General features: G+C 34.1%; 1 protein-coding gene. It reads left to right on the forward strand.

Features of this window, described 5'->3' with window-relative positions; translation table 11 throughout:
* Positions 1-204, forward strand: a 204-nt coding sequence (locus FVP33_RS19855) for a hypothetical protein (protein ID WP_222706813.1), incomplete at its 5' end; no start/stop codon positions are given.
* Between the last annotated feature and the right edge of the window lie 72 nt (positions 205-276).

Raw genomic sequence — 276 nt, forward strand, 5'->3', positions numbered from 1 at the left:
AATTCAATATCAGATGGGGAGCTTAAGAAAGCCAGGGTTCAATATAGTATTGGTATTGTTGAACCAAGGGTTAAAGTATCCAAGCTACGCATTAAAATGAGTATAAGAGTATCCGTTAAAAACGTAGTATTTCTCAACGATAATAAAGCTATGAAGCTTTATAAAGACGATCAAGGTTTCTACCTTAAGGAGATAGACTGGTGAAATACTTTGCAATCATCTCATCCTTCTGCAATGAGAACTTCAATAATGCACTCAATGTAATTGAGCAATATA

Source organism: Lacisediminihabitans profunda (assembly GCF_008040105.1).
GTDB classification, from domain to species: Bacteria; Actinomycetota; Actinomycetes; order Actinomycetales; family Microbacteriaceae; genus Lacisediminihabitans; species Lacisediminihabitans profunda.